The sequence below is a fragment of the Arthrobacter sp. UYP4 genome (genome assembly GCF_057291175.1).
The window spans coordinates 399970-424313 of the sequence record NZ_JBXAVU010000002.1; the positions used below are offsets into that span (position 1 = coordinate 399970).

Consider the following 24344-nt stretch of genomic DNA (forward strand, 5'->3'; position numbering starts at 1 on the left):
CTCCGCCGGGGCCGAGCGACGCGGGCGCCGACCGCTGCCCGCCCGGTGGCGCCTGTCACCCGAGGAGGTCGACGAGCCCCTTGACGACGGCCAGCCCCGCGCCGACGAACGCGATGACGAGGACGAACAGCCGGGCCTGGTGGTCGCGGACGAAGCGTCCCAGTTTCTCGCCGGCGAAGATGCCGGCGACGATGGCCAGCCCGATCGCGATCCACATCCACGGCGCGAGCACCGGAGCCTGGGACGGGTCGAGGATCAGCTTCGCAACCAGCGTCACGGTGCCGATGCAGACGAAGAAGGGCTGGAGGGTCGCGGCGAACGGGCGTTGTGGCCAGCGGGAGAGGACGGCGTACGCGCTCACCGCCGGGCCGCCCACGCCGGCCATGGAATTGGTGAGGCCCGCCGTAAAGCCGGCGACCACTTTCGGCACGTTGCCGCGGACGACGACGTCGGAGCGCTGGAGCACGAGGGAGATGGTCAGTGCCACGAGGACGACGGCGCCGACGGTGACGGACAGGGGCGCCGACGGCACGGCCACCGCGAGGAAGGAACCGGGCACCGACCCGAACAGGGACGGTACCACCAGCCAGCGGAACATGCTCCAGTCGATGTCCTTCCACACGCGGCCCACGATGATCGTCGAGGACACGACACCGCAGATGTTGACGAGGAGCACACCGGCGTGCGGGCCGAGGATGATCACGAGGAAGGGTGCGATCAGCAGGGCGAACCCGAGTCCGGCGATGCGCTGCGCGACGGCCCCCACGAGGACGGAGGCGAGCACGATGGAGAAGATGCCGAGGGTCACCCCAGCTACAGTACGCCGGGGCAACCACCTGCTCACCCGGTCCGCCTGCCGTGGAGCACCGCCCGACGGTAGCCTGTCCGTATGACAGCAGCCACCACCGCACTGGCCACGGCCGACTGGCGCCGGCGCGTGTTCGGCCTGTACGCCGATGTCCGCGAGCGCGCCGTCGCGGAGTCCCCCGAAGCGGCGCACGCCCTGTGGCGGACGGGTCGCGACGAGCTGTTCCGGGTCCACCCGGCGTCGGCCCTGTCGGAGCAGGCCAGGTCCTCCTTCCGCGGCCTGGCCGTCGCGCCCTACGATCCCGCCTTCCGCTTCGAGGCGATCCTCGACGACGACGGCGCGGGCGAACTGATGGAGGTCGCCACCGGCACGGACGGCGTCGTGCCGTTCCACCGCCTCGGCACCCTCCTGCTGCCGGGCCTCGGTGGACTGGCCCTCTGGAAGCTCGGATCCTACGGCGGCGGGCTCTTCCTCCCGGTGCGGGACGCCACCGCGGGCAGGCCCGGCGGCACGTACGGGGGCGGACGCTACGTCCTGGACACGATCAAGGGCGCGCACCTCGGTGAGGGGCGCGCACCCGGCAGCCTAGTCGTCGACCTCAACTTCGCCTACAACCCCTCCTGCGCCTACGACGAGGAGTGGGCCTGCCCCCTGCCCGGGCCGGGCAACCGGCTGCTCGACGAGGCCCCGGTCGGCGAGCTCTACCGCGCGTACTGACCGGTCGGGCCGGCACTGCGCGACGGCCCGGCAGTCCGTAGGCTTGGGAGCTACGGCGACGTGGGCGCCGTCCACCGGCGAGGAGCCCGAACGATGAGGACGACCCGATGAACACGACCCGATGAAGCAGGACCAGTGGCGCCGTCGCTCCGAGGTGCCCCTCATCATCGCCGCCGTCCTCTACCTCGCGGCCTACTCGATCCAGGTCACGGGAGATCCCGGGCCTGCCGCCGCGCGATTCCTCGAGGGTGTCGTCTGGGGTGTCTGGGGGCTCTTCCTCCTCGACTACCTCGTGAATCTCGCCCTGGCACCCGCGCGCGGCCGCTGGTTCCTCCGTCACCTGCACGAACTCGTCATCCTGCTGCTGCCCATGCTGCGGCCCCTCCGGCTGCTGCGGCTGATCCCCCTCCTGCGCGTCCTCAACCGCTCCGGCGGTGACGCGCTGCGCGGCCATATCGTGCTCTACGTCGTCTCCGCCATGACGGTGCTCGGGTACGCGGGCGCACTCGCGGTACTCGACGTCGAACAGGACGCCCCGGGGGCGACCATCGTGACCCTCCCCGATGCGCTCTGGTGGGCGCTGACCACCGTCACCTCCGTGGGCTACGGCGACTACTACCCCGTCACCGGACCAGGGCGCCTGATCGCGGCAGGCCTGATGATCGGCGGGATCGGGGTCCTCAGTGCCGTCACCGCGGCGTTCGCCTCATGGCTGGTGGAGAACGTCGCCGCCGCGCAGGCCGCGGAGGGCCGGACCGCCGAGTCCGACACCCAGGTCCAGGACCAGCTCAAGAGCGTCAGCCTGCAGATCGACACCCTGACCCGGCAGCTCACCCACGGCTCCCACCAGGGTCGCCCCGGCCCCGAGTGACCGCCGGGACGGCGATTTCGCCCGGCGTTCACCCGGCCTCCATCCTTCCGTGGCCGCTCCTCCGCCTGCGCGGGCGACGCTGGGCCGGTGAGGATCGCCGTTGTCGCAGAATCGTTCCTGCCCCAGATGAACGGGGTCACCCAGTCGCTGCTCCACGTGCTCGCCCACCTGCGCAGCCGGGGAGACGAGGTCCTGGTGATCGCGCCGTCGTCGTCCCGGTCCGACGACGAGGCACCGGCGTGGGTGGAGGGCTACCCCGTCCACGCGCTGCCCTCCGTACCCCTCTCCGGGTACGCGACCGTGCGGCTCGCCGCCGGCACCGTGGCCCGGGTGCGCCGCCTCCTCGCGGATTTCCGGCCCGACGTCGTGCATGTCGCCTCTCCCTTCGTCCTCGGTTGGCGTGCCGTGCAGGCCAGTGCGCAGCTCGGCCTGCCCACCGTCTCCGTCTACCAGACCGAGGTGCCCGCCTACGCGGCGCGTTACGGCTTCCCGTGGCTGGAACCGCTGCTGTGGCAGCGCGTGCAGAACATCCATGACGCCTCGACGCTGACGCTCGTCCCGTCCTCCGCCGCGCTGGATCAGCTGCGGTCCCGCGGGGTGCAGCGGCTGAACCTGTGGCGGCGCGGCGTCGACACCGAACGGTTCTCACCCGACCGGTACGACGCCGCCTGGCGGGCCACCGTCGCCGAGCCGCACGAGCGCATCATCGGCTACGTGGGCCGGCTCGCCGCGGAGAAGCAGGTGGAGGACCTCGCGGTGCTCGACGCGCTGCCGGGGACCCGCCTCGTGATCATCGGATCGGGTCCGCAGCAGGAGGAGCTGCGGACACGCCTGCCCCGCGCGCACTTCGCCGGGTTCCAGGCCGGCCTCGACCTCGCGCGCAGGGTGGCGACCTTCGACCTCTTCGTCCACCCGGGAGAGTCCGAGACCTTCTGCCAGACCATCCAGGAGGCCATGGCCTCCGGGGTGCCGGTGGTCGCGGTGGGCCGGGGCGGCCCCCTGGACCTGGTGGACCCCTCGCGCACCGGATGGATCTACGGACCCGGGGACCTGCAGGGCCTCCGCGCCGCGGTGGCCGACCTGATGGGCGACGACGCCAAGCGCCGCGCGTTCGGCCGGGCCGCCCACGCCTCGGTGCAGGGGCGCACGTGGCCCGTCCTCTGCGAGCAGCTCACCACCTACTACGGGAAGGCCATCGCCGTGCAGCGGAAACGCGCGGACGTCGCCGAGCACCGCAGGGCTCCCGTCCAACACTGAACCCGCCGGCCGGAAGGCTGGACGGCACCCACCCGAAGCGGTATCGTGCCTCGTCGCAATCGCAGCACCCCCACAGGCCCTATCATGGGGATTCGACACACCCACCCCCGGAGGTTCCGATTACAGACACCGCTGCCCAACACGACATTTATTTCGGCGCACCCGAGCCGGAGAATGAAGCCGAGATCCTCGAGTCGGCGTCTCGCGCGGCGGTAGCCCGTTTCGACGGCCGCTCCGACATCACCACGGTCAAACGGCGCTTCACGCTGATCAACTCCGACCGCACGCCGCACCAGGCGATGGTCGAGGACCTGCTGTTCATCCGCACGGCCCTCGACGACGCCGGCATCGGGTTCCTGCTGGTGCGCGGCAACGACCAGCGGCCCGTGATCGCCGTCGACCTGAACGACCGCGAGAAGCTCCGCGCAGCGCTCGTCGAGGCGTGCCGCGACGAGCCCTTCTACTCCCGCACCGTCGACACGAAACGGCGCACCACCCTGCTCGTCGGGGACGGCGAGCTCTCGAAGAGCGGCAGGGCCCGGATCTTCCGCCTGTTCCGCCCGCGCATCGAGCCCCTCGGCGGTCTCGCCTACGGGCCGTCCGCCGGGGTGCAGATCGAGCTCTGGGCCCTGGGCGAGACCACGATCGAGCTGCCCGTGGAGAACTCCCTGACCCGCCGCACCCTGCCCGCCGCAGAGGTGGTGCGCGGGGAGGTGGTTCGGCATGGCCTCTCCTGGCCGACGATCGACAACATGTTCGCGGACCACGCGACGGACATCGACTTCGACGTCGACCTCGTCTTCTCCTGGGTGGACGGCAGCAGCCCCGAGTACCAGGCGGCCCGCGCCGCCCGCATGCAGGGCGTGGTGGTCGGCGAGGGCGACGACCACGAGGCGCGCTTCCGCCAGATCGACGAGCTCAAGTACGCGCTGCGCTCCGTCTACATGTTCGCGCCATGGGTGCGGCGCATCTTCATCGCCACCGATTCGGACCGGCCCGCCTGGCTCGCCGACCACCCGTCGGTGACGCTCGTCCGCTCCGAGGAGCACTTCAGCGATCCGTCCGTGCTGCCGACCCACAACTCCCAGGCCGTCGAGGCACAGCTGCAGCACATCCCCGGACTGTCGGAGTACTTCCTGTACTCGAACGACGACATGTTCTTCGGACGTCCCGTCGCTCCCGACATGTTCTTCTCGCCCGGCGGGATCACGAAGTTCATCGAGGCCGACACGCGCATCGGACTGGGCGAGAACGACGCCGACCGGAGCGGATTCGAGAACGCGGCGCGCGTCAACCGGCGCCTGCTGCACGAGCGCTTCGGCAGGATCACGACCCGGCACCTCGAGCACACGGCAGCGCCCCTGCGGAAGAGCGTGCTGCTCGAGATGGAGGACGAGTTCGCGGCCGAGTTCGCCGCCACGGCGGCGTCGCGTTTCCGCGCCAAGGACAACATCTCCGTCACCAACTCCCTGTACCACTACTACGCCCTGCTGACCGGCCGTGCCGTGACCCAGGAGATGGCGAAGGTCAAGTACGTCGACACCACGATGCGCTCCGGGCTGAGCAGCCTCATCAAGCTGCTCGACAAGCGCAACCAGGACTTCTTCTGCCTCAATGACGGGAGCTTCCCCGAGGTCCCCGCCGAGGAGCGGGCCCACCTGGTCCGGGACTTCCTCGAGAAGTACTTCCCGGTCAAGGCTCCCTGGGAGATCTGAAGCCTCCGTCCCGGCGTCGGGGACGCATGCGAGACTGGCGGCATGCAGACCTTCCTGCCGTACCCCGACTTCGCCGCGAGCGCCGCGGTGCTGGACCAGGCGAGGCTCGGCAAGCAACGGGTGGAGACCCTGCAGGCACTGCGCGCACTCGTGATCCCTGATTACGGCTGGCGCCAGCACCCCGCGATCCGCATGTGGATGGGCTACGTCCCGGCCCTGACCGTGTACGGGCTGGCCATGGTCGCGGAGTGGGTCTCCCGCGGGCATGCCGACACGACGCACCGGCAGATCCTCGAGTTCGCGCCCGGGGTCCTCGAGGACCCCGACGTGGCCATGCCGCCATGGCTCGGGGAGCCGGCCCTCCACGTCAGCCACCAGTCGAACCTGATCCAGAAGGCTCCGGAGATCTACCGGAGCAGGTTCCCCGGCATCCCCGAGGACCTGCCGTACGTCTGGCCGGAGCCGGAGCACGAGCTCGTCCCGGCCGAACCGGAGGGGCGCCGGCTGTGGGTGTGGCGTGCGGCGTCGCATCCGCCGGAGGGCGATGCCACGCTGCTCATGCCCCCGGTCCCGCCCAGCGGGCGCGCAGCCCCGAAATGGGAGCGGCAGCTGCACACGTTCGAGGAGGCACTGGAGGACGGCGACGCCGTGGCCATCGCCGATCCGGACGGCCGGCACTTCCGCACCGGTCGCGTCGGCCGCGTCCTCATGCACGAGGACGGACTCCTCCGCCCGGCCAGCCTCCATGGCTGGCTGGAGCGCTCGGACTTCGACCCACCCGCGCTGCTCCAGGATCCGAGGACGCTGTTCAGCGTCGGCCTGCCCGACGCGTTGGACGCCTGACCGGCCCGCGCCTCAGGCGGAGGCGAGTTCGCGCACCCGGCGCCCGTCGGTGATCGTCACCCCGTGCGCGTCCAGCCTGCGGCGGGCCTCCTCCCGGGGGACCACCTCGCCCACCGGGGTGTGGCGGCCCGCCGGGACCACGGAGTGGACGATCGTCTCCTCGTACACGTGCACGAGATTGTAGGACTGCGCGCCGTCCCGTCCGCGGGTGCCGCCGCCGTCGAACAGCAGGTCCTGCGTGTAGCAGGTGGCACTCGCCACCGAGACGGGGACGCCGGCGAACATCGCGGTCGTGGAGTAGTGCAGGTGCCCGGCGAGGATGGTCCGCACGTCCGAGCCGCGGACGACACCGGCGAGGGAGCGCTGGTCCCGCAGTTCCACCAGGACGGCCAGGTCCTGGACGCTGGGAACGGGAGGGTGGTGCAGGGCGAGGATGGTCCCGTGCGGTGCGGGCACCTCCAGCTCACCCGCGAGCCACCGGAGCTGCTCGGCGGTGAACTCGCCGTGGTGGTGGCCGGGAACGGTCGAGTCCATCGTGATGATGCGCAGTCCGTCGACGAAGTGCACCGCATCCACCGGAGCGTCCGCGCGGACGGACGAGCGTTCGTCGAGGAGGCCCGCCCGGAAGGCGGCCCGGTCGTCGTGGTTTCCCATCGCCCAGATGACCCGGGCTCCGAGGCGGGCCGCCGCAGGATCCACCAGGGCCCTGAGCTTCGAGTACGCGCCGGGCTCCCCCTTGTCGGCGAGATCGCCCGTGAACACGATGGCCTGCGGGCGCGCGCCTGACGCCTCGAGGTCGTCGAAGACCTCCCGCAGCCGCTGCTCGCTGTCCACCGCGCCGTACAGCGGACCGTCGCCGGCGACGAGGTGCGTGTCGCTCAGGTGGAGGAGGAAGTGCTGCGGCCGGGGGTGTTCTGCTGTCCTGGGGACCATGGAACCTACTCCGATAGCTGATCGTCGTGTCCGACCATTCCAGCAGAGGTGCCGGCCCACCCGATGAACTCACTGCGGCACGTCGGAGAACATCGGGGAAACTCCTGCGGGAGGGCACCAGCGGCGATCCCGCAGGCACCCTCCCGCGCCGGGCGGCCGCCCGGGTGCCCGGAGGGAATGCGGGAGTACTGGCGGGGCGGCAGCACGCGCCGTAGGCTTCACAAGCGAAGCATTCTTCCAGCAGCGAAAGGCATCACCATGGGACTCCGCCCCAGCCACATCCCCCTCCGTCTCGCCACGGGCGCCTTCATCCTCAATTCGGGCCTCGGGAAGACCGGCCTGGACGAGGGCTCCGCGGGTTACCTCCAGTCCATGGCCGCCAAGGCCTTCCCCCAGCTGAGCCGGCTCGAGGCGGAGAAGTTCGGCAGGTACCTCGCGGCGGCGGAGATCACCCTCGGCTCGGTGCTGCTCGCGCCGTTCGTCCCGAGCAGGGTGGCCGGTCTGGGCCTGCTCGCCTTCTCGTCGGGCATGATGACGATGTACCTCCGGACCCCCGAACTCACCCAGGAGGACGGCATCCGTCCCACGCAGGACGGCACAGCCGTCGCGAAGGACGTCTGGATGGTGGGCATCGCCCTGTCCCTCATCCTGGACCGCAGGAAGAAGTAGACCGGCTGCGGCGTCCGATGCGCCAGGAGGGTCCGGGCGCATCGGCACAGCCGGGTCCCTCCTGGGGCTCGCTTGGGGAGGACCCACAGGACACGGGAGGAACGGCATGTGCGGGCGCTTCGTGATCGCAGGCAACAGGGCCGCCCTCATCGACGCCTTCGACGTCGACGAGGCGCTCGTGGACGAGGTCGAACCCTCGTGGAACGTCGCGCCGACGGACACCGTGCAGCTCGTCGTCGAGCGGCTGGATCCGGAGACCGGGGAACTGACGCGGCGGCTCGAGCCGGCGCGCTGGGGGCTCATCCCCTCCTGGTCGCGGTCGGCGGCGGTCGGAGCACGCATGATCAACGCGCGCAGCGAGACCGTTCTGGAGAAGCCGTCCTTCCGTGCCGCTGCGCTCAAGCGCCGCGGACTCGTCCCCGCCGACGGGTACTACGAGTGGAGGAAGAACGACGACGGGTCGAAGACCCCCGTCTACCTGCACGGCGCCGACGGCTCGCACCTGGGGTTCGCCGGGCTGTACGAGTTCTGGCGCGACCCCTCGACCGCGTCGGCGGAGCATCCCCAGGGTTCGTGGGTGGTGAGCTGCTCGATCATCACGCGTCCGGCGAGCGACGCCCTCGGCGAGATCCATGACCGCACGCCCGTGATCGTCCCGCCGCAGCTGCGCGGGGACTGGCTCGATCCGCGGAACGACTCGCGCCCGGCCGTCCAGGAACTGCTCGACGCCATCCCGGACCCGCACCTCGTCCCGCGCCTGGTGGGCGACCGGGTCGGCTCCGTGCGGAACAACGGGCCGGACCTCATCGACCCCCTCCCCGGTGATGTCACGGCCGACGGGGAACAGCAGACGCTCCTGTAGGTCACCGACGTCAGGTCACCGAGGTCAGGACCGGTCCGTCCCGCTGAACGTGGCCCGCGGGGCCGGCGGCAGGTCCGCGATGTACTCGTTGACGGCGAGTGCCAGCATGTCCCGCTCGAACGGGGGGAGCAGCAACGAGCTGTACAGGTAGGCGTCGATCTCCTCCTCCCCGACGTTGCCGCCGAGGCTGAAGTACCGGAGCCAGAGGTCGTAGGTGCTCAGGCTCGTGGACCGGAACGCGGCGCACGTGCGGCGCTGCTGCTCCTCCTCGCTCATGCCCGTGCTCATTCCCGTACCTTCCCGGCTACCGCCACCGGCCGCCGTGCGCACCGTCGTCGGTCTGTTCATCAACGTAGCGACGCGCACCTCGGATGGGAAGCCCGCAGAACCCTTCCGCGCATGCTTGTCGCCCTGCCCCGCGGTGCCTAGGGTCGGAGTCAGGCGAGGAGAGAGGGAGACACCATGATCAGGACGGACATCGCGCCCGGCATCCACTACGTCGAGCACGCCAGGACGAATGTGTACCTGGTGGAGGACGACGACGGCATCCTGCTCGTGGACACCGGGCTCCCCCGGTCGAAGACCGTGCTGCTGGAGGCCCTGGGCCGCATCGGCAGGGCGGTCGGGGACATCCGCGCCGTCGTCCTGACGCACGGGCACTTCGACCACGTGGGCACGGCCGAGCACCTGCGGTCCCGGTACGGGATCCCCGTGTACTGTCACTCGGACGACGCGCACATCGCCGCACACCCCTACAGCTACGAGCACGAGAGCTCGCCGTTCCTCTACCCCCTGAGGTATCCGCGGGCCGTTCCGGGCCTGCTGCGGATGACCGTCGCGGGGGCCGTGGCCGTCAAGGGCATCCGCGACACCCTCCCGCTCACCCCCGAGGCGGCAGCGGCGCTGCCCGGCGCCCCCCTCGTGGTCCCGACCCCGGGCCACACCAGGGGCCACTGCGGCCTGCACTTCCCGGACCGCGACGCCGTGATCAGCGGGGACGCCCTCGTGACCCTCGACCCGTACACGGGACACCCGGGTCCGCAGGTCGTGGCGCGAGCGGCGACGGCGGACACCGCCACGGCACTGCGTTCGCTCGACGCGCTGCGCGCCACGGCGGCCCGCACCGTCCTGCCGGGGCACGGCTTCCCGTGGCGTGCCGGCGTGGAGTCGGCGGTGGCCCAGGCGCTGGAGGTCGGCGGTCACTAGGCGCGTGCCGTCGTCGGGCGCATCGGTGCAACGGCGAGAGGATACGCTGGGCGCATGGGCTGGCTGAAGCAGAAGACGATATTCGGATTCGCACGCACCACGGCGAAACGCGCGGCCGTCACCCTGTTCTCGGCACAGGCCGTGGTCATCGCCGGGCTCGTCGGGGTGGACGCCTACCAGAAACGCCGGCGTACCAGGCGTCCGGGCTTCCCGCAGCCGGGCACCTTCCGGACGACGATCGCCGACACGGACACGACGGTCTACACCTACGGCGAGGACCTCTACGACGCCATGATCGCGGCGATCGACAAGGCCGAGCACCAGGTGCTCCTCGAGACGTACATCTGGAAGGGCGACGCCGTCGGGGCGCGGTTCCGCGATGCCGTGAACCAGGCAGCGGAGCGCGGTGTGAAGGTCTTCGTCATCTACGACGGCTTCGCGAACCTCGTGGTGAATCCGTTCTTCTACTCGTTCCACCCCCTCGTGAACGCCTACCGCTTCCCCGTCCTCCGCCCGTCCATCGTCTTCACGAACATCCGCGGAACCGGCTTCGACCACCGCAAGGTCCTCGTGGTCGACGACGAGGTCGGCTTCGTGGGCGGCTACAACATCGGCGCGGACTATGCGACGAAGTGGCGCGACACGCACCTGGAGATCCGCGGTCCGTCCGTCTGGGAGCTCCGGGAGGCCTTCGTCAGCTTCTGGAACCTCCGCGCCATCCCGCGCAGGCCCCTCCTGCCGGATCTCAGCGCCTCCTTCTGGGAGCCCCGCATCCGGGCGGTCAACAACATCCCGGCGTACCTGGTGTTCCCCATCCGCGGGATCTACCTGGACGCGATCAACCGTGCCGAGAAGCACATCTTCATCACGACGGCCTATTTCATCCCGGACCGCCAGATCCTCGACGCCCTCCTGCGGGCGAGCCGCCGCGGTGTGGATGTGCGCGTGATCCTGCCCGAGGAATCCAACCACGTGGTGTCCGACTGGCTGTCCCGCGGGTTCTACTCGTCGCTCATCGGGGCCGGCGTGCAGATCCTGCTGTACCAGAACTCGATGATCCATGCGAAGACCGCGACGATCGACGGCGAGTGGAGCACCGTGGGCACGGCCAACATCGACCGTCTCAGCCTCACCGGGAACTACGAGATCAACCTGGAGATCTTCGACCGCGCACTCGCCGCCACGATGGAGCAGATCTTCGAGGTGGACTCCTCCAACAGCCGCGTGCTCACGAAGGAGGAGTGGGAGGGCCGCCATGTCGTGGCCCGCGCCAGCGAACTCATCCTCGCTCCGCTGCGCCCGTTCCTGTAGTCCCGGGTCCCGCACTCCCGGCGGCCCCGGCCCCGGCTCCCGAGGAGGGCGCCGAGAAGCGCTCCAGGTAGCCCCGTTGGGAGGATCCCACGTGGGCGGCCATGAGCCGCTCCGCCTCGGCCTCGTTCCCCGCGTCGATCGCCGCCATCACGAGGCGGTGCTCGCCCCAGGACTGCTTGCCACGGTTGTCGACGTCGGCCGCGTAGAGCCACTCGATCTTCCCCGATATCTGCCGCAGGAGCGCGGCCAGCGAGGAGCTCCCGCTGAGCTCCGCGACGCCGAGGTGGAACCGGATGTTCAGCTCGGGCAGGTCCACGAGGGCGTCGGCCGCGACGGCGCGGTCGCCGTCGTCGAGGATGTCGGTCAGGGCGCGCCGCGCCGACCACCACGCGGCGCTCGGCGCGTCCGCCGCGAACTGCGCCGCAGCACGGCGCGCCGCCCGGCGGGCGATCGTCGACTCGATGACGCCGCGCACCGCGAAGAGGTCCTCGGCGTCATCGAGCGGTATCTCGGCGACAGTGGACCCGGCGTAGGGCCTCGACTCGACGAAACCCTCCGCCTCGAGGGCCCGCAGCGCCTCCCGCACCGGCACGCGTGACACACCGTACCTCCCGGCGAGCGCCGCCTCCGTCACGCGCGTGCCGGGGCGCAGCGCACCGAAGATGATGTCCCGGCGGATGGCGTCGAGGACGCGCTGCGGCGCCGCCGCGTCCTGGTCAGGCCGCAAAGGCCGCACCGGGGATGGCTCCGAGGAGCTCCTTCGTGTAGTCCGCCCGCGGGCGGTTGAACACGTCGTCCACCGGGCCGCTCTCCACGACCTCGCCCGACCGCATGACCACCACCTGGTGGGCGATCTGGCGCACCACCGAGAGATCGTGCGTGATGAACAGGTAGGTGAGCCCGAGCCGCTCCTGCAGGTCTGCCAGCAGCGTCAGGATCTGGTCCTGGACGAGGACGTCCAGTGCGGAGACGGCCTCGTCGCAGATGAGCAGCTCCGGTTCGAGGGCGAGGGCCCTCGCGATGGCGACGCGCTGTCGCTGCCCGCCGGAGAGCTCGTTCGGCCGGCGCTGGGCGACGCTGCGCGGCAGGGCCACCTGGTCGAGGAGTTCGGCGACCCTCTCCTGCCGGCTCGAGCGGTCGCCCACGCCGAAGATGCGCAACGGCTCGTCGATCAGGCGCTCGATGCTGTAGGTCGGGTCGAGGGAACCGTAGGGATCCTGGAAGACGGGCTGCACCTTCCGGCGCAGGGCCCGGCGCCGGCTCCCGCGCGTGGTGGTGAGCGACTCCCCGTCGATCAGGGCCTCCCCCGATGATGCGGTCTCGAGCCCGAGGATGATGCGCGCGACCGTCGTCTTGCCCGAGCCGGACTCCCCGACCACCGCCGTCGTCGTCCCGCGTGCCACCTCGAAGGACACGTCACCGACCGCCCGCACGGTGCCGCCGCGCTGCCCGCGGAGGGCGAACTCCTTGACGAGGCCGTCGACCACGAGGATCGACGGCGGGCGGACCTCCGCCGGTGCCGGCGGCTCGGCCAGGGGTTCCGCGTCGAGGACCGCCGCCACCGAGGGCGCCGCCGCGACGAGCTGTTTCGTGTACTCCTCCCGGGGGTCCAGCAGGATCTCGCGGGGCGTCCCCACTTCGACGATGCGGCCCTCCGACATCACGATGATGCGGTCCGTGCGGTCCGCCGCCAGCCCGAGGTCGTGCGTGATGAACAGCAGCGAGGTCCCGCGCGCGTCGACGAGCGACTGCAGGTGGTTGAGGATCTGCCGCTGCACGGTGACGTCGAGCGCCGAGGTCGGCTCGTCGGCGATCAGCAGCTCCGGCTCTCCCGCCAGGGCGATCGCGATGAGCACGCGCTGGCGCATGCCCCCGGAGAATTCGTGCGGGTACTGGCCGTAGCGGCGTCCGGCGTCGGGGATCCCGGCCTCGGAGAGCAGGGCGATCGCCCGCTTCTTGACGTCGGCCCGATCCGGCTTCCCGAGGTCGCGCCGGCTGGCGACGATCGCGTCGGCCACCTGCGGACCGATCTTCATGGCCGGATTGAGGTTGGACATGGGGTCCTGCGGCACGAGGCCCACGCGCTGGCCGCGGATGCCCCGCATCAGGGGTTCGGAGGCGGTGGCGAGGTCCACGACGTCGCCCCGGGTGCGTCCGGCACCCAGCACGATGGAACCGTGCGTGATCCGCCCGCTGCCCGGGAGCAGCCGCAGGATCGCCCCGATGGCGGTCGACTTGCCGGACCCGGACTGCCCGACGATGGCGACGCGTTCGCCGCGCCGCATCGAGAAGCCGACCCGGTGCAGCACGGGTGTTCCGCCGAAGGCGACCTCGAGATCGGTGACTTCCAGGATGTTCTCAGCGTCCTGCAGCATAGCCCTGTGCTCCTCGCGGATTGGCGGCGGCCGACAGCACGCCGGTCTCGTGGTCCCTGGTGACGGAGGAGAGCCGGCCGAGCGACCAGTCCCCTGCCCGGGTGATGACGTGGCCCCGCCGTTCGAGGTCGGCGATGACGTCCGCCCCGAGCCGGTCCTCGACGACGGCACCGCCCGGCTCCCAGGTGCGCGGCCAGAAGGAGCCGGGGATGGATGTCGTGTGGAGGGACGGGGCGTCGATGGCCTGCTGGGGCGAGTAGCCGCCGACGATCGTGCGCAGGAGGTACAGCAGCTGCCACTGGTCCTGCTGGTCGCCTCCGGGGGACCCGAGGGCGACCACGGGCCGGCCGTCCTTCAGGACGAGCGTCGGGGTGAGCGTGGTGCGGGGCCGCTTCCCGGCCTGCAGCGTGGACGGGCCGCCCTCCTCGAGCCAGGTCATCTGCAGCCGTGAGCCGAGGCAGAAGCCGAGTTCGGGGATGGTGGGCGAGGACTGCAGCCAGCCGCCGCTCGGTGTCGCGGAGACCATGTTGCCTGCCGAGTCGACGACGTCGATGTGGCAGGTGTCGCCGCGCGTCTCCCCCTCACGCGAGACGGTCGGCTCGCCCACCCCGGCGAACCCGCTCCCGTCGGCGAGTGCCGGCGGGGTGTAGCCGGTGCGCAGGGGCGGGAGGAACGGCTCGACGCCGGGCACCGTGCCGGGGCGGAACTCGAGGGATGCCTCGTCGCCGATGAGGGCCCGCCGCTCCGCGGCGTAGCCCGCCGAGAGGAGGTGGTCCAGGGGCACGTCGGCGTCGCCGTAGTACGCCTCGCGATCGGCGATGGCGAGCTTCTGCGCCTCGAGGATGGTGTGCGCGCCGATCGCGGTGGACGGGTCGAGGCGCTCGTCGTCGAACCTGTCGAGGATGGCGAGGGTCTGCAGCAGGGCCGGGCCCTGGCCCCACGGTCCGGTCTTCGCGATCGTGTAGCCGCGGAACTCGAGGGTGGTCGCCTCCTCGTAGCCGGCTTCGAAACCGGCGAAGTCGTCGACCGTGAGGACGCCGGCGTGGTCGAGGCCGGAGGAGTGCCGGTGCGGCGTCCGGACGAACTCGGCGGCGGCCTGCGCGACCAGGCCGGTGCGCCATTCGAGGCGTGCTGCGTCGATCCGCTCGGTGCGGGTGGCGCCGTCCGAGGCCGCGCTGACGAGCGACCCGAGGACACGGGCGTAGGCCTCGTTGCGGATGACCTCGCCCTCGCGCGGGGGGCGGCCCTCGGGCATCCAGAGGGCCGCCGAGGTGGGCCAGTGCTCGGTGAAGAGATCCGCGACGGCGGCGATGGTGGCCCCCACGCGTCCGACGACCGGGTGGCCGTCGCGGGCGTAGCCGATCGCGAAGGCCAGCACGTCCTCCAGTTCCCACGTCCCGTGGTCGCGCAGCAGGACCAGCCAGGCGTCGACGGCGGCCGGGACGGCGGCGGCGAGGGCTCCGGCGCCGGGGACGAGTTCGAGGCCTTCGGCGAGGTAGTGCTCACGCGTGGCACCGGCCGGTGCCGGGCCCTGTCCCATGAGCACCACGGGCCGGCCCGGCTCGTCGGCCGTGGCGAAGACACCCGTCATGTCGCCGCCCGGTCCGTTGAGGTGGGGTTCGACGACGTGCAGCACGAACGCGCCGGCGACGGCGGCGTCGAAGGCGTTGCCACCGCGCTCGAGCACGGCCTGCGCGGAGGCGGTGGCCAGCCAGTGCGTGGACGCACTCATGCCGAAGGTGCCCTGGAGGGTGGGCCGCGTGGTGAAGGAGGGTGGGGGTGTGTACGTCATCGTCGTCACTTTCGGGTGGTGTTCGTCGGGTCGAAGGCGTCGCGGAGGGCGTCCCCGAACAGGTTGAAGGCGAGGCAGATCGCGGCGATGGCGATGCCGGGGAAGATGGCCGCGCTGGGTGCCCGGAAGATGTACTGCTGGGCGTCCGAGAGCATGATGCCGAGGCTCGGTGTGGGTGGCTGGATGCCGAGCCCGAGGAAGGACAGCAGGGCCTCGCCGATCACCGCGACGGGCATGATGACCGTCGCCTGGACGATGATGGCCGACGTCGCGTTGGGGAGCACGTGCCGCAGCATGATCCAGGTCGGCGACGCGTCCATGGTGCGGGCGCCGAGCACGAAGTCGCTCTCCTTGATGCGCAGCGTCTCGCCGCGTACCACCCGGATCATCGTCGGGATCTGGGCGATGCCAAGCGCGACCGCCGCGTTGCCGAGGCTGGGCCCGCTGATCGCGGCCAGTCCGACGGCGATGATGAGGAACGGGAAGGCGAGGGTGACGTCGGTCAGGCGTGAGATGACGGCGTCGAACCCGCGGGAGTACCCGGCCAGGAGACCGAGCGGCGTCCCGATGACGACCGCGAGGAGCACGGAGAGGACACCCACCTGCAGCGAGGTCTGGATCCCGAAGAGCAGACGGGAGAGGACGTCACGGCCGAGGTCGTCCGTGCCGAGCAGGAAGCCCTCGGTCAGGGGCCGCTGGAACGGGGTGTCGAAGTGCACCTCGGTGGGCGGATAGGGCGCGAGCACGGGGGCGAGGAGCGCGGCCAGCACGACGGCGACGAGCATCACGCCGCCGGTGATGCCCAGCGGGTTGGAGCGGAGCGAGGACAGGATGCGGCCGCGGCCGGAGCCCAGGCCTGCCCCGGCGGTTCCGGGGGGCAGTGTTTCGACGGCCATCAGTTGGCTCCTCCGACACGGATCTTGGGATTGACCACCGAGTACAGGATGTCCACGGCGAGGTTGATGAGGATGTAGCTGACGGTGATGATCAGCACCACGGCCTGGATGACGGGATAGTCGCGGGTGAAGACGGCGTCCAGGGTGAGCTTGCCGAAGCCCGGCAGCGCGAAGATCCGCTCGGTGACCACGGCCCCGGAGATGAGGCCCCCGAGCTGCAGGCCCACGATGGTCACGACGACGATGAGCGAGTTCCGGAGCCCGTAGCGCACCAGCACACGGCCCCGTCCCAGCCCCTTCGCGCGGGCCGTACGGACGTAGTCGGTGGTCATGGTCTCGATCATCGAGGCGCGGGTCTGCCGCATGATCACCGCTGCGAGCCCGGTCCCGAGGATCAGCGCGGGCAGCGTGAGGTAGTACAGGCCCCGCAGCGGATCCGAGAGGACATCCACATAGCCTGAGGCGGGGAACCAGCCGAGCGTCACGGCCAGATACAGGATGGCGAGGATACCGAGCCAGAAGTTGGGGACGGACAGGCCCACCAGCGCGAAGGCGTTCGCCACCCATTCGGGCCAGCGGCCGCGGAACCGCTCGGCGATGACGCCGAAGAGGATCCCGACGACGATCGCCACGACGATCGCGTACGCCGAGAGCCAGAGCGTCACGGGCAGCGTGGTGGCGATCAGCTCGGTCACGGGTGTCCCCGTCCGGGTGGACTCGCCGAAGTCGCCGCGGAACATGTTGCGCACGAAGGCGAGGTACTGGGCCACGAGCGGCTGGTCGAGGCCCATCTCCGCGCGGACCGCGGCGAGCTGTTCCGGTGTCGCCTCCTCCCCCGCCATGGCGAGGGCCGGGTCGCCGGGAAGCTGGCGCACCCCGACGAAGACCACGATCGAGGCCAGGACCAGGGTGAGGACCGACTGCCAGAGTTTCGTGAACACGTAACGGCCCATGTCAGTTCTCCGTCTCGATGAATGCCGCGCCGCTGAGGTGCACGACGCCGTCGGCGAAGGTCTCCACACCGGCGATGTCGGTGCTGTACGCGGTCAGGCTCCGCTGCCGGTACAGGTAGATCAGGGGGTTGTCCTCGTGCAGCCGCTCCACGACGTCCCCGTACAGTGCCGCGCGTTCCGCGACGTCGTTGATCTGGGCCGCGTCGGTGAGCAGGTCGTCCACCTCGGGATTGCTGTAACCGGAGTAGTTGTTGCCGCCGCCGGTCGAGAGGAAGTTGAACATGTTGCCGTGGGGGTCGATGCGTCCGGACCAGCCGAGTTGCAGCGCCTCGAAGTCGCCCTGGGACTGCACGTCGAGGAGCGTGGAGTACTCGACCGGCACCACGGTGAGGTCGAAGCCGCCGTCGGCGACCGCTGCCTGCAGCGCCTGACCGTAGCGCAGGGTGTCCGGGGTGTTGGTCACCTGCATCTCGATCGGGTACGGCGTCTCGACGCCGGCGCGCTCGAGCAGCTTCTTCGCGCCGTCCGGGTCGTACGGCGGACACGCCTCGCTGGCCTCGGAGGCGTAGGGGCTGTCGGGCGAGACGGGTGAGCAGGCGGGCTCGAACCAGCTGTTGAACACCGTGTTGACGAGGGCTTCCCGGTCGATCGACATGGACAGCGCCAGGCGGATGGCCTTGTCCTGGGCGAGCGGCGTGGCGATGGTGCCCACGGGCTCCCCCACGCCGTCGGTGTTGCCGATATTCACGGTGAGGCCCTGGTAGCCCAGCGAGCCGACCTGCAGCACTCCGAGCCCGTCCTCCTTGAGCAGGGCGTCGATGTCCTGCGGTGAGATGGTGTCGGCGACCTGCACGTCGCCGGAGCGCAGGTTGGCGGCCCTGATGTTCGCGTCGGTGATGATCCGGTAGGTGATGGTGTCGAGGTGCACGTCGGCGGCGTCGTAGTAGAGCGGATCGCGCTCGACGGTGATGGAGGTCTGCGGCACGCGGTCGACGAACTTGAAGGGTCCGACGCAGACCGGGCTGCTCCCGAAGTCCGCGCCCTTCTCCTCGATGGCCTCAGGCGAGAGCATCATGCCCGCGCGGTCGGCGAGCGCGGCCGCCAGCGGCGCGAAGGGACGCTCGTAGCGGATCTGCACACGGTCCGGGCCGACGGCACTGATCTCGGTGATCGGCCCGAGCTCGCTCTTGCGGGTCGATCCCTCGAGCGTGAGGTGGCGCTCCAGGGTGGCGCGCACGGCATCGGCGTCGAAGGGGACACCGTCGGCGAACACGGCGTCGGTGCGCACGGGGATCGTGACCGTGAGTCCGTCGTCCGAGATCTCCGGCAGCGCTGTGGCGAGCTGCGGTACGAGTTCCCCGTCGGCGTCGATGTCGTAGAGCTTCTGGCACATGGTCTGCATGACGTAGCGCGTGTAAAGGGACGATGACGTCGTCGGGTCGAGTTTGTCCGGCTCGGCGGAGAGTGCCATGACGAGGTCTCCTCCCTCACGGACTGCGGCGTCCCCGATGGGCACGCTGGTGACGTCCTCACGGACGGGGGCGGCCGGCAACGGCTGGACCGGCTGGCATGCGGTCAGGACCGTCACGGCGACGGCCGCGGCCGCCAGCAGTCCGGCGGCCCGGCCGGATCTCCTGCGGGGTGTCGGGGTGGGGGTGGAGTGCTGCATGGGGTTCCTCACGAACGGAAGGATGGAACTGCTTCTGCAGGGAGATCGAAAGATTGAATACAATCGCCTGTACGACGATAAGCTTCGTATACATTCGTTTCAAGGCTGTTACCGAGGGAATTCATGGGAAAGAAGAATCCGCGTATAGCGACCGACCGGCTCCACCTGTGGCTCATGCTCGCCCTGACCTTCTCCACGGGCGTGATCGACGCCGTCGGCTACCTCGGCCTGGACCGGGTCTTCACGGGCAACATGACGGGCAACGTGGTGCTGCTGGGCATGGCCTTCGCCGGCGGGGCGGACCTGCCGATCCTCCGGCCCGCGCTGGCCCTCGTCTTCTTCATGGTCGGCGCCGCCCTCGCCGGGCGTGTCCTGCGGAAGGGCCCGGAGGGGTGGTCCGGCCGTACGTCGATCGCCCTCCTGGCCGTGACCGTGGGCCTGACGGCCCTCGCGGTGTACGTCGCCCTCGTGGACGTGCACGCCGAGGAGGTGCTGGGGAGCATCACGACGTCGGTGCTGGCGACGATGATGGGCGTCCAGGCCGCGACGGCGAAGCGCCTGAAGGTCGCCGAGATCACCACGGTGGTCGTCACGTCCACCATCACGGGCCTCGCCTCGGATTCCCGCCTCGCCGGCGGGAAGAGTCCCTTCTGGGCGCGCCGCTTCTCCGCCATCGCGCTGATCATGGCCGGAGCCGTGGTCGGCGCCCTGACCCTGACGGTGGATCTCTGGCTCGGCATCGCCGTATCGGCGCTGCTCTCCGCCGTCGTCACGCTCCTCGGGCACCTGCGCCACCGGCGGGACCGCAAGGAATCCGTCGCAGAGAACGCCAAGGAATCCGCACTACGGTAGAAGCATGGAACAGGTTGACCGGCAGTTCGAATTCCACCGTTTGGCCCACTCGTGGCCGCAGCACCGCTGGTGGAGACCGCTCCTTACCGCACTGCTCGGAGTCGCCTTCTACCTGGTCCTCACGGTACTCCTGCTGATCGTCGGAGTGGTCCTCGCACTGAGTTCCTCGGCGGACATCGGGCCCTACCTCGACGCCGCAGCGGCGATCGACCTCGCCGATCCGGTGATCTTCGCCTTCACCCTGGCCTCGCTGATCCTCATGATCCCCGCCCTCGCGCTCGCTGTGCTGATCGTCGGGCCGCGGCCCCTCGGCCTGCTCTCCTCGGTGGCCGGCCGCATCCGCTGGCGCTGGCTGGGGGTCTGCGCCGTCGCGGCGCTGTCCGTCTTCCTCGTGAGCCTCGCCGTCTCGACGGGGATCGGTTTCCTCTTCCCCGAGGAGGCCGCCGCCGCCCCCGTGCAGCAGGACACGACGATCCTGCTCGTCCTGCTGGCCCTGTCCCTGTTCGCGGTCCCGTTCCAGGCCGCCGCGGAGGAGTACGTCTTCCGGGGCTTCCTGATGCAGGCGATCGGGAGCTGGCTGCGGCACCCGGCCTTCGCGATCCTGCTGCCCGTCCCGCTCTTCGTCCTCGGCCACGGCTACGACCCGCTCGGCCAGGCCGACGTCGCGGTCTTCGCTGTCGTCGCGGGCTGGCTCACGTGGCGGACCGGCGGCCTGGAGGCGGCGATCGCCGTCCACGCGATCAACAACATGACCATCTTCGTGCTCGGTGCGTTCGGGCTGGTCGACGTGAACTCGACCGACGGCTCCGTGAGTGGACTCGTCGTGTCCGTGGCGACCATGGCGGTGACCACGGTCGTCATCGTCCGCCTCGCGGACCGCCGTGGCATCGCCCGGACGCGCACCGCGGCCCCCCTGCCCGCCGTCCGGCGCCCGCCCTACCCCGCTTCCTCGGTCCCGGCCGGGATGCCCGCGCCGTTCGCCCATGCCGGACAGGCACCGGTCGGCGCGACACCCTGGGCACAGGGGCCGGCGCTGCCGCAGTCACGGTCGCTGCCTCGGTCGCCGGGACACGCCTACGACCCGTCGCAGTACGACGCCGCGCACTACGCACCGGCCGCCGGACCCGCCCCCGCCTCATCTGCCGCCCCGACCTCGGCCCGGTCGGTCGATGCGCCGGCGGCCTCCGCAGAGGGCCCGTCCGGACGCTCACCGGTGCCTCGGACCGCGTCCGGTTCCTCGTCCGGTTCCTCGTCCGCAGCACAGGGTTCCGTGGCAGCGCCATCACCCGCTCCGGGCCGGGACTACACCGCCGACCGGCATCCGTCCGGACCGGCCCATCCGCCGGGCCCCGGCCATCCCTCAGGCACGGCGCACCCCGGCGGACCCGGCTACCCGGGCACCGGCTCGTCCGCATCCGCCTGACGGCCTGGTGCCCCCGCGGCGGTGATCCGGGCTCACCCCTCGATGCGCAGACCCATGCTCTCGGCGAGGAACGGCGCCAGCAGCTGCAGCTGGTACTCGTCGATCGTGGCGCCGCGCAGGCCGTCGAGACCGTGGATGCTGCGGAAGGTGCTCGTGCGCAGGTCGGCGTCCTTCAGTTGTGCGCCGTCGAGGGTGAGGGTCCCGATGGTGCAGTCCCGCAGGGCCAGCCGGGTCGCCCGGACCCCGGTCAGGTCCAGTTCGCCGATGATGCAGTCGCTCACCAGGACGTCCGTCAGCTGGGAGCTGCGGAGGTTCACGTAGTCCAGCTTCCCGCCGTCGAGGTGCACCGCGTCGAACCGGCTGTCGTACAGCTCGGCGGAACCCCACCGCGTGCTCCGCAGGGACGTCTCCCGCCAGCTGCTCCGCGGTGCGCGGAAGACCGGCGCATACGTGTCCTCGAGGGCGCATTCGAGGAAGCGGGCGCCGCGCAGGTCCGTGTCGTTCAGGCAGACGCCCTCGAGCAGGCACTCCTGCAGGGTGATGCCGGCAAGCTCCCCACCGTCGAACGAGGTCCGCTCGTAGTGCTCGCCCTCCCGGTGGTCGCCGTCGAGCAGCCGCGGCTCGGCCACCCGGGTGACGCCCTGCGGCGCCCGCAGGGCAAGCCGCGGCGCGGGAGTCGCGCCACCTGCGGTCTTCCTGGGCATGGGTCCCTCCCCGTCATCCGGTGCGGGTGCACCGGCTGGCCAGTCTAGCCGCGCGGTCCAGAGCCGACGGCCCCGGCGAGAAACGGTGGGACGACAGGGGGACCACGAAGGACCCGTGGTCTACTCTGGAGCGATCGTCAGTCCAGGGGGGAATCCGATGAGCAGCGACCGCATGCAGGGAACCTACGATCCACGCTACGCAGACATCTACCAGCGTGGCGGCGACGGCGATGCGGCATCGCGGATGGCATCCCCCGCGCCGCTCGCACCCGCCCTGCCGCAGGTCATCGGGAGCACGGCCGATCCGTCGGAGATCCGCGAGGTGGGACCCGGGACGGTGGCGCGCCCGGCGCACGACACGCCCCGCAATCCCTTCGACGTGTGGGTGTGGCTGGTCGCGGGCGTCCTCCTGGCGGCGGGCACCTACCTCCTCGTGGCGCCGATCCTGCACGACCAGCAGTACCTGGAGAGCATGGCGCTCGCGCCGTCGGGCCCCACCGGCCCCCCGTGGTTCCAGTACACCGTGACGGCCGCGCCGCCGCTGATCCTCCTCGGCGGCGGCACCGCCGTCGTCCAGCTCTTCGTGCTCTCGATCCGCCACACCCTGCGCACCCGCTGACCGGCGCCCGGGCGTCCTGCCGGCGCGGCCCCCGTAGGGTGGATAGCATGGAATCGCCGATCGAGAGCTACCTCAGGACCATCCACCGGGAGATCTCCGAACTGCGGGACGGCAAGCCGTACAGCAGCATCCCCGCGATGGCGAACGTCGATCCCGACAACTTCGGGATCTGCCTGACCACCGTGGACGGATACATGTACGAGGTCGGTGACACCCGCGAGGAGTTCACCATCCAGTCGATCTCCAAGCCCTTCACCTACGGGCTGGCGCTCTCCGATCTCGGCATGGAGGCCGTCGACGCGAAGGTGGACGTTGAGCCCTCCGGCGACTCCTTCAACGAGATCTCGCTGGCGCCGGGCACGGGCCGGCCGTCGAACGCGATGATCAACGCCGGTGCGCTCACGGCGACGTCCCTCGTCCGGTCCCGGGGCGGCAACACCCGGTTCCGCCGCATCGTGAACACCTACTCCGCCTTCGCGGGCCGCCAGCTGGGCGTGGACGAGGAGATCTTCCGGTCCGAGCTCGAGCACGGACACCGCAACCGCGCCCTGGCCTACCTGCTGCGGTCCTTCGACATCATCGAGGAGGACCCGACGCCCGTCCTCGAGGACTACTTCCGCCAGTGCTCCGTGATGGTCACCTGCATGGACCTCTCCGTCATGGCGGCGACCCTCGCCAACTCGGGCCGCAATCCCCTGACCGGCGTCGAGGCGATGGACCTGCCCGCCGTGGAGCGGGTCCTGTCCGTCATGACCACGTGCGGCATGTACGACGACGCCGGATCGTGGATCAGCACGGTGGGCATGCCGGCCAAGAGCGGGGTGGGCGGCGGCACCATCGCCGTGCTCCCGGGCCAGGTGGGCCTCGCCGTCTATTCGCCACCCCTCGACGACCACGGCAGCAGTGTGCGCGGCATGGCGACCAGCCAGCGGCTCTCCCGCGACATGGAGCTCCACTTCGTGCGGGCCGCGCGGGCGGGGCGATCGGCCATCCGCGCGACCTACGACATCACGGCGGCTCCCTCCGGCATCCGGCGGACCGACGAGGCGATGGACGTCCTCCGCGACCACGGCCACCGCGCCATGGTCATCGAACTCAACGGTGACCTGCTCTTCGCCGGCACCGAATCGATGGTCCGGGAGCTCAGCAGCCTGGACGACGACGTCGACTTCGTGATCCTCGATCTGCGCCGCGTCGACGAGGTCGCGGACGTCTCCCTCCGGCTGCTCGGCGAGGTGCGTGAGAACCTCGCGACGGTGAACCGTGAGCTGGTGCTGATCGACGGCGAAGGCACGCTCGCGGAGACCTTCCGGGACGTGGACCGCGCAGTCCCCACGTTCGACACGCGCACCGCCGCGGTCGAGTGGTGCGAGAACGAACTGATCACCCGCTACGGCGGGGACCTGGTCCTCCCGGCCGAGGTGGAGGTGGCCCAGTGCCCGGCGCTGAGCCCCCTGAGCGACGAGGACGTCGAGGCCCTGGCCCGGCGGATGGAGGATCGCACGTACGAGAAGGGCCATGTGGTCCGTCGTGTCGGCCAGGCCTTCGGCGGCGTCTACTTCATCCTCTCCGGCAGGATCTCCACCTCGGTCCCCGGCCCCTCCGGCGGGCGGCTCCGGCTGACCACCCTGAGCGCGGGGATGACGTTCGGGGAGCTGGCCCTCGGCAGTGACGACCGCCAGGAGACGACGGTCAAGGCCCTGGAGGAGGTGCACGTCAAGGTGCTGACGGCCCGGGCCATCCGGACGATCGAGCAGGAGGACCCCCGGCTCGCCGTCGAACTCTGGAAGGCCCTGACGCGGGACGCCTACACGCGTGTGGACCTGTACCTGAGGGAGACCGCGGTACGCATCCGGGACTAGTGGACGA

23 protein-coding genes are annotated in these 24344 nt (G+C 70.7%); 13 read left to right on the top strand and 10 right to left on the bottom strand.

Going from position 1 to position 24344, the window contains the following annotated elements:
* Positions 1-55: 55 nt before the first annotated feature.
* Positions 56-808, bottom strand: a complete 753-nt coding sequence (locus AC0Z9V_RS10595; protein ID WP_133082713.1) for a sulfite exporter TauE/SafE family protein — start codon at positions 806-808, stop codon at positions 56-58.
* Positions 809-889: 81 nt separating this feature from the next.
* Between AC0Z9V_RS10595 and AC0Z9V_RS10600 the strand changes: the two genes are divergently transcribed.
* The 5 genes from AC0Z9V_RS10600 (at position 890) to AC0Z9V_RS10620 (ending at position 6211) form a co-directional block, all read left to right on the top strand.
* Complete coding sequence (locus AC0Z9V_RS10600; protein ID WP_459288389.1) at positions 890-1525, top strand: DUF1684 domain-containing protein; 636 nt, start codon at positions 890-892, stop codon at positions 1523-1525.
* A gap of 121 nt (positions 1526-1646) precedes the next feature.
* Positions 1647-2396, top strand: coding sequence for a potassium channel family protein (locus AC0Z9V_RS10605; RefSeq protein WP_133082711.1), 750 nt, complete (start codon positions 1647-1649; stop codon positions 2394-2396).
* A gap of 87 nt (positions 2397-2483) precedes the next feature.
* Positions 2484-3653: a glycosyltransferase gene (locus AC0Z9V_RS10610; protein ID WP_133082710.1), complete on the top strand. Its 1170-nt coding sequence runs from the start codon at positions 2484-2486 to the stop codon at positions 3651-3653.
* Positions 3654-3838: 185 nt separating this feature from the next.
* On the top strand, positions 3839-5368 hold the full coding sequence (locus AC0Z9V_RS10615) for a stealth family protein (RefSeq protein ID WP_432206147.1): 1530 nt from the start codon (positions 3839-3841) through the stop codon (positions 5366-5368).
* 42 nt (positions 5369-5410) lie between these two features.
* Positions 5411-6211: an MSMEG_6728 family protein gene (locus AC0Z9V_RS10620; RefSeq protein WP_133082708.1), complete on the top strand. Its 801-nt coding sequence runs from the start codon at positions 5411-5413 to the stop codon at positions 6209-6211.
* A gap of 12 nt (positions 6212-6223) precedes the next feature.
* Here AC0Z9V_RS10620 and AC0Z9V_RS10625 read toward each other — a convergent pair whose 3' ends face one another.
* On the bottom strand, positions 6224-7144 hold the full coding sequence (locus AC0Z9V_RS10625) for a phosphodiesterase (protein WP_459267557.1): 921 nt from the start codon (positions 7142-7144) through the stop codon (positions 6224-6226).
* Between the two features lie 258 nt (positions 7145-7402).
* On the opposite strand from AC0Z9V_RS10625, the gene AC0Z9V_RS10630 reads away from it, so the two are divergent.
* Positions 7403-7813: a hypothetical protein gene (locus AC0Z9V_RS10630; protein ID WP_133082706.1), complete on the top strand. Its 411-nt coding sequence runs from the start codon at positions 7403-7405 to the stop codon at positions 7811-7813.
* Between the two features lie 106 nt (positions 7814-7919).
* Complete coding sequence (locus AC0Z9V_RS10635) at positions 7920-8675, top strand: SOS response-associated peptidase (RefSeq protein ID WP_208740423.1); 756 nt, start codon at positions 7920-7922, stop codon at positions 8673-8675.
* A gap of 24 nt (positions 8676-8699) precedes the next feature.
* Here the strand turns inward: AC0Z9V_RS10635 and AC0Z9V_RS10640 are convergent, their stop codons facing one another.
* Positions 8700-8963: a hypothetical protein gene (locus AC0Z9V_RS10640; protein ID WP_459267555.1), complete on the bottom strand. Its 264-nt coding sequence runs from the start codon at positions 8961-8963 to the stop codon at positions 8700-8702.
* Positions 8964-9137: 174 nt separating this feature from the next.
* Here AC0Z9V_RS10640 and AC0Z9V_RS10645 point away from each other — a divergent pair, with 174 nt between their 5' ends.
* Entirely contained in the window at positions 9138-9881 is a 744-nt protein-coding gene (locus AC0Z9V_RS10645) for an MBL fold metallo-hydrolase (protein ID WP_485141462.1), read from the top strand.
* A 54-nt stretch (positions 9882-9935) separates the two neighbouring features.
* Positions 9936-11192, top strand: a complete 1257-nt coding sequence (locus AC0Z9V_RS10650) for a phospholipase D-like domain-containing protein (RefSeq protein WP_485141463.1) — start codon at positions 9936-9938, stop codon at positions 11190-11192.
* Here the strand turns inward: AC0Z9V_RS10650 and AC0Z9V_RS10655 are convergent.
* The 6 genes from AC0Z9V_RS10655 to AC0Z9V_RS10680 are packed head-to-tail and all read right to left on the bottom strand — an operon-like array spanning position 11161 to position 18877.
* Entirely contained in the window at positions 11161-11919 is a 759-nt protein-coding gene (locus AC0Z9V_RS10655) for a GntR family transcriptional regulator (protein WP_459267554.1), read from the bottom strand. The two genes, AC0Z9V_RS10650 and AC0Z9V_RS10655, sit on opposite strands and share 32 nt — an antisense overlap.
* Positions 11909-13567 carry a dipeptide ABC transporter ATP-binding protein gene (locus AC0Z9V_RS10660; RefSeq protein WP_133082700.1) on the bottom strand — a complete coding sequence of 553 codons (1659 nt, stop codon included), beginning with the start codon at positions 13565-13567 and terminating at the stop codon, positions 11909-11911. The genes AC0Z9V_RS10655 and AC0Z9V_RS10660 overlap by 11 nt, the downstream gene beginning before the upstream one ends.
* Positions 13551-15359 carry a gamma-glutamyltransferase family protein gene (locus tag AC0Z9V_RS10665; protein WP_485141464.1) on the bottom strand — a complete coding sequence of 603 codons (1809 nt, stop codon included), beginning with the start codon at positions 15357-15359 and terminating at the stop codon, positions 13551-13553. Before AC0Z9V_RS10665 ends, AC0Z9V_RS10660 begins: the two co-directional genes overlap by 17 nt.
* A 5-nt stretch (positions 15360-15364) precedes the next feature.
* Entirely contained in the window at positions 15365-16255 is an 891-nt protein-coding gene (locus AC0Z9V_RS10670; protein WP_133082698.1) for an ABC transporter permease, read from the bottom strand.
* Positions 16255-17208, bottom strand: coding sequence for an ABC transporter permease (locus AC0Z9V_RS10675; protein ID WP_133082697.1), 954 nt, complete (start codon positions 17206-17208; stop codon positions 16255-16257). The genes AC0Z9V_RS10670 and AC0Z9V_RS10675 overlap by 1 nt, the downstream gene beginning before the upstream one ends.
* A 1-nt stretch (position 17209) precedes the next feature.
* Positions 17210-18877, bottom strand: coding sequence for an ABC transporter substrate-binding protein (locus AC0Z9V_RS10680; protein ID WP_485141465.1), 1668 nt, complete (start codon positions 18875-18877; stop codon positions 17210-17212).
* A 123-nt stretch (positions 18878-19000) separates the two neighbouring features.
* Here AC0Z9V_RS10680 and AC0Z9V_RS10685 point away from each other — a divergent pair, with 123 nt between their 5' ends.
* Positions 19001-19729, top strand: coding sequence for a YoaK family protein (locus tag AC0Z9V_RS10685; protein ID WP_133082695.1), 729 nt, complete (start codon positions 19001-19003; stop codon positions 19727-19729).
* Positions 19730-19733: 4 nt separating this feature from the next.
* Positions 19734-21152, top strand: a complete 1419-nt coding sequence (locus tag AC0Z9V_RS10690; protein ID WP_459267550.1) for a CPBP family intramembrane glutamic endopeptidase — start codon at positions 19734-19736, stop codon at positions 21150-21152.
* Positions 21153-21184: 32 nt separating this feature from the next.
* On the opposite strand, the gene AC0Z9V_RS10695 is transcribed toward AC0Z9V_RS10690, so the two are convergent.
* Complete coding sequence (locus tag AC0Z9V_RS10695) at positions 21185-21856, bottom strand: pentapeptide repeat-containing protein (protein WP_133082693.1); 672 nt, start codon at positions 21854-21856, stop codon at positions 21185-21187.
* A 157-nt stretch (positions 21857-22013) separates the two neighbouring features.
* Between AC0Z9V_RS10695 and AC0Z9V_RS10700 the strand changes: the two genes are divergently transcribed.
* Positions 22014-22475: a hypothetical protein gene (locus AC0Z9V_RS10700; protein WP_133082692.1), complete on the top strand. Its 462-nt coding sequence runs from the start codon at positions 22014-22016 to the stop codon at positions 22473-22475.
* Between the two features lie 47 nt (positions 22476-22522).
* A complete protein-coding gene (glsA, locus tag AC0Z9V_RS10705) occupies positions 22523-24337 on the top strand; it encodes a glutaminase A (RefSeq protein WP_133082691.1) in 1815 nt (604 codons plus the stop codon).
* The last annotated feature ends 7 nt before the right edge of the window (positions 24338-24344 follow it).

Coding starts and splice junctions, on each gene's coding strand:
- AC0Z9V_RS10675 (WP_133082697.1), bottom strand. CDS start 17,208: ATGGGCCGTTACGTGTTCACGAAACTCTGGCAGTCGGTCCTCACCCTG.
- AC0Z9V_RS10665 (WP_485141464.1), bottom strand. CDS start 15,359: ATGACGTACACACCCCCACCCTCCTTCACCACGCGGCCCACCCTCCAG.
- AC0Z9V_RS10670 (WP_133082698.1), bottom strand. CDS start 16,255: ATGGCCGTCGAAACACTGCCCCCCGGAACCGCCGGGGCAGGCCTGGGC.
- AC0Z9V_RS10690 (WP_459267550.1), top strand. CDS start 19,734: ATGGAACAGGTTGACCGGCAGTTCGAATTCCACCGTTTGGCCCACTCG.
- AC0Z9V_RS10600 (WP_459288389.1), top strand. CDS start 890: ATGACAGCAGCCACCACCGCACTGGCCACGGCCGACTGGCGCCGGCGC.
- AC0Z9V_RS10620 (WP_133082708.1), top strand. CDS start 5,411: ATGCAGACCTTCCTGCCGTACCCCGACTTCGCCGCGAGCGCCGCGGTG.
- AC0Z9V_RS10630 (WP_133082706.1), top strand. CDS start 7,403: ATGGGACTCCGCCCCAGCCACATCCCCCTCCGTCTCGCCACGGGCGCC.
- AC0Z9V_RS10660 (WP_133082700.1), bottom strand. CDS start 13,567: ATGCTGCAGGACGCTGAGAACATCCTGGAAGTCACCGATCTCGAGGTC.
- AC0Z9V_RS10650 (WP_485141463.1), top strand. CDS start 9,936: ATGGGCTGGCTGAAGCAGAAGACGATATTCGGATTCGCACGCACCACG.
- AC0Z9V_RS10625 (WP_459267557.1), bottom strand. CDS start 7,144: ATGGTCCCCAGGACAGCAGAACACCCCCGGCCGCAGCACTTCCTCCTC.
- AC0Z9V_RS10680 (WP_485141465.1), bottom strand. CDS start 18,877: ATGCAGCACTCCACCCCCACCCCGACACCCCGCAGGAGATCCGGCCGG.
- AC0Z9V_RS10605 (WP_133082711.1), top strand. CDS start 1,647: ATGAAGCAGGACCAGTGGCGCCGTCGCTCCGAGGTGCCCCTCATCATC.
- AC0Z9V_RS10640 (WP_459267555.1), bottom strand. CDS start 8,963: ATGAGCACGGGCATGAGCGAGGAGGAGCAGCAGCGCCGCACGTGCGCC.
- AC0Z9V_RS10695 (WP_133082693.1), bottom strand. CDS start 21,856: ATGCCCAGGAAGACCGCAGGTGGCGCGACTCCCGCGCCGCGGCTTGCC.
- AC0Z9V_RS10700 (WP_133082692.1), top strand. CDS start 22,014: ATGAGCAGCGACCGCATGCAGGGAACCTACGATCCACGCTACGCAGAC.
- AC0Z9V_RS10645 (WP_485141462.1), top strand. CDS start 9,138: ATGATCAGGACGGACATCGCGCCCGGCATCCACTACGTCGAGCACGCC.
- AC0Z9V_RS10635 (WP_208740423.1), top strand. CDS start 7,920: ATGTGCGGGCGCTTCGTGATCGCAGGCAACAGGGCCGCCCTCATCGAC.
- AC0Z9V_RS10685 (WP_133082695.1), top strand. CDS start 19,001: ATGGGAAAGAAGAATCCGCGTATAGCGACCGACCGGCTCCACCTGTGG.
- glsA (WP_133082691.1), top strand. CDS start 22,523: ATGGAATCGCCGATCGAGAGCTACCTCAGGACCATCCACCGGGAGATC.